We start from the raw sequence: 3,054 nt of genomic DNA on the forward strand, positions 1-3,054 counted from the left end.
CGGGCGGGCCGATACGCCGCCCCGGCGCGCCCCGGCCCGTCCCGCCACGCCGGGCGGCACCCCCGTCCGGCCGACGCCCCGTCAGTCCCGCAGCCCAGCCCTGGTGGCGGGCCCACCCGGGCGCCCATAGCGTCGATTCGGTCATCCCCACCAGCCGTCACCACCCGCACACACCGCGTACCGCGAAGGAAGAGCGTCGCGCCCGGGCGTCCCGGCGCCGACGGCGTCCCGGTCCCTGCGCGGAGGAAAGAACAGGTCCACACATGTCCACGCGACGGGTCCACCACCTCGCCGCGGCCACCGCCGCGGTCTGCTCCCTGACCACCGTCCTCGCCGCCACCACCCCCGCCCACGCGGCCGGCCCCGCCCTGCTCCTCGTTTACCCGGGCGACTCGATCCAGCAGGCCGTCGACGCCGCCAGGCCCGGCGACACCGTCCAGGTCCTGCCCGGCACCTACCGCGGCAGCGTCCGCATCACCACCCCCGGCCTCACCCTGCGCGGCTCCGGCCCGGCCAGCATGATCGTGCCCGGCGACGGCACCGAGAACGCGTGCGCCGCCGCCGGACACGGCCTGTGCGTCGCCGGCCCGGAGGACGCCCCGCTCCAGGGCCTCACCGTCGAGGCGCTGGACGTGAGCGGCTTCCGCAAGAACGGCATCGACATCACCGGCACCACCGGGATGACCGTGCGGGCCAACACCGTCCACGACAACGGCGAGCAGGGCATCAGCCAGGAGGTGTCGACGCGCGCCTCGATCGTCGCCAACGACGCCCACCGCAACGGCCAGTCCGGCGTCTTCCTCGCCAACTACGTCAACCGCAAGGCCGGTGCGCCCGTCATCGGCACCGTCGTGGCCGGCAACCGCCTCACCGACAACCGGATCGGCGTCACCGTCCGCCGGCTGCGCGGCCTGAGCGTCGAGGGCAACGACATCCACGCCAACTGCGGCGGCGTGTTCATCGTCGGCGACGAGACCACCCCCAGGGCCGGCGACCTCGACGTCACCCGCAACACCGTCACCGGCAACAACAAGTACTGCGAGGCCACCCCGCGGCTCGGCGCGATCCAGGGCGCCGGCGTCGTCCTGACCGGCGTCGAGGCGGCCAGGGTCACCGACAACGAGATCCACGACAACGTCGGCGCCTCGGACTTCTCCGGCGGCGTCGTGCTCTTCAAGAGCGTCGTCGGCGTGGCCAACACCCGCAACGCCATCACCGGCAACCGGCTCAGCGGCAACGCCCCGGCCGACCTCGCCGACCGCGACACCGGCACCGACAACGCCTTCGCCCGCAACGACTGCTCCGTCTCCGAGCCGTCCGGCCGCTGCTGAAACCGCACCCACCCCGAGGGACCACCCATGACCACCGCACCCGCCCACACCAGCCCCCAGGCCGCGATGCGCCTGCGCGAGCTCGTCTTCGGCGCCGCCTGCGCCGCCGCCGTCCGGGCCGCCGCCCGGCTCGGCGTCGCCGACGCGCTCGGCGACACCCCGATGACCGTCACCGAACTCGCCGACGCGCTCGACACCGAACCCCGCCCGCTGCGCCGCCTGCTGCGCGCGCTCACCTGCTACGGCATCTTCGCCGAGACCGCCGGGCCCGGCGGGACGCACGGCGACCGCTTCGAACACACCGAGATGTCCCGCCTGCTGCGCGAGGACGCCCCCAACTCGCTGCGCTACATCTCCCTGTGGTGCACCGAGCCGTGGACCTGGGAGGCCTGGCCGAAGCTGGACGAGGCGGTGCGCTCGGGCCGCAACGTCTTCCCCGAGCTGTTCGGCAAGGAGTTCTTCGACTACCTGCACAGCGACGCGCACGACTCGGCGAGGGTCTTCGACAAGGCGATGACCACCTCCAGCCGGCAGTCCGCCCGGGACTTCGCCGACTACCTGGACCTCACCGGCATCGACTCGGTGGCGGACATCGGCGGCGGCCAGGGCCACGTCCTCGCCAGCCTGCTGGAGAAGCACCCGGCGCTCCACGGCACCCTGCTCGACCTGCCCAAGGTCGTGGCCGGGGCGGACCCGAGGCTCCAGGACGGCGGCGCGTTCTCGGCGCGGGCCCGGCTGGTGCCGGGGGACTGCCGCAAGGACATCCCCGTCCGCGCCGACCTCTACATCATCAAGAACATCCTGGAGTGGGACGACGAGAGCACCCGCCGCACCCTCGGCAACGTCGTGGCCGTGGCCCCGCCGGGCGCGCGCGTCGTGGTCGTCGAGAACCTCGTCGACGACAGCCCGTCGATGCGCTTCACCACCGCGATGGACCTGATGCTGCTGCTCAACGTCGGCGGCGCCAAGCACTCCAAGGACAGCCTGGTCGAGCTGATGGAGGAAGCCGGCCTGGACGTCTGCGAGGTCCGCCCGGTCAACCCCTACCTGCACGCCTTCGAGGCCACCGTCAAGGGCTGACCGCCGACCCGCGGGAAACGGCCGCTGCTCCCCAACTCAACTGGGAGTAGCGGCCGTTGGACGCTCAGGCCCGATGTGACGATCAGGCCCGATGTGACGACTCCAGGTGCGCGAACACGACCACGTTGTCGAGGTAGTCCCGCCGCTTCTTGTCGTACACGCCGCCGCAGGTGATCAGCCGCAGCTGCGCGTCCGGGGTCTTCCCGTACACCTTCTGGTCGGGGAAGGCGTTCTTGGCGAAGGTCTCGACGGAGTCCACCGAGAACACCGCGACGGTGCCGTCCGCCCGCGTCACCTCGACCTTGTTGCCCGGCAGCAGCAGGCTCAGCAGCAGGAAGACCGCCGGGCCCTTGGTGGTGTCGACGTGGCCGGCCACCACGGAACTGCCGCGCTCGCCCGGGGTCACGCCGTCGCGGTACCAGCCGACGAGGTTCTTGTCGTCCGGTGGCGGGGCGTTGAGCTGGCCCGCGGGGTTGAGCGTCAGCTCGGTGAAGGGGGCGTCCACGGCGATCTGCGGGATCCGCAGCCGGGTCGGCTTGGACCGCTTCAGCACCGGGGCGCCCGGTGCACCCGGTGCGCTCGCGGCGGCCGGTGACGCCGACGGGCCGGGCGCGGCCGGTGCGGTGGCGGCCGGGGGAGCGGC

At 73.0% G+C, this 3,054-nt stretch carries 3 protein-coding genes; 2 read left to right on the forward strand and 1 reads right to left on the reverse strand.

Translation table 11 applies throughout. The features are described from left to right. The first annotated feature begins 263 nt into the window (after positions 1-263). Together AB0O00_RS09425 and AB0O00_RS09430 are read left to right on the forward strand one after the other, a co-directional pair. A complete protein-coding gene (locus AB0O00_RS09425; protein WP_363649804.1) occupies positions 264-1,331 on the forward strand; it encodes a right-handed parallel beta-helix repeat-containing protein in 1,068 nt (355 codons plus the stop codon). A gap of 27 nt (positions 1,332-1,358) precedes the next feature. Continuing rightward, a complete protein-coding gene (locus AB0O00_RS09430; protein WP_363649806.1) occupies positions 1,359-2,411 on the forward strand; it encodes a methyltransferase in 1,053 nt (350 codons plus the stop codon). Positions 2,412-2,493: 82 nt separating this feature from the next. Here the strand turns inward: AB0O00_RS09430 and AB0O00_RS09435 are convergent. After that, positions 2,494-3,054 (reverse strand): class F sortase (locus AB0O00_RS09435; protein ID WP_363649808.1); only part of this gene is annotated, 561 nt, incomplete at its 5' end.

Source organism: Kitasatospora sp. NPDC093558 (genome assembly GCF_040683475.1).
Classification (GTDB): Bacteria; Actinomycetota; Actinomycetes; order Streptomycetales; family Streptomycetaceae; genus Kitasatospora.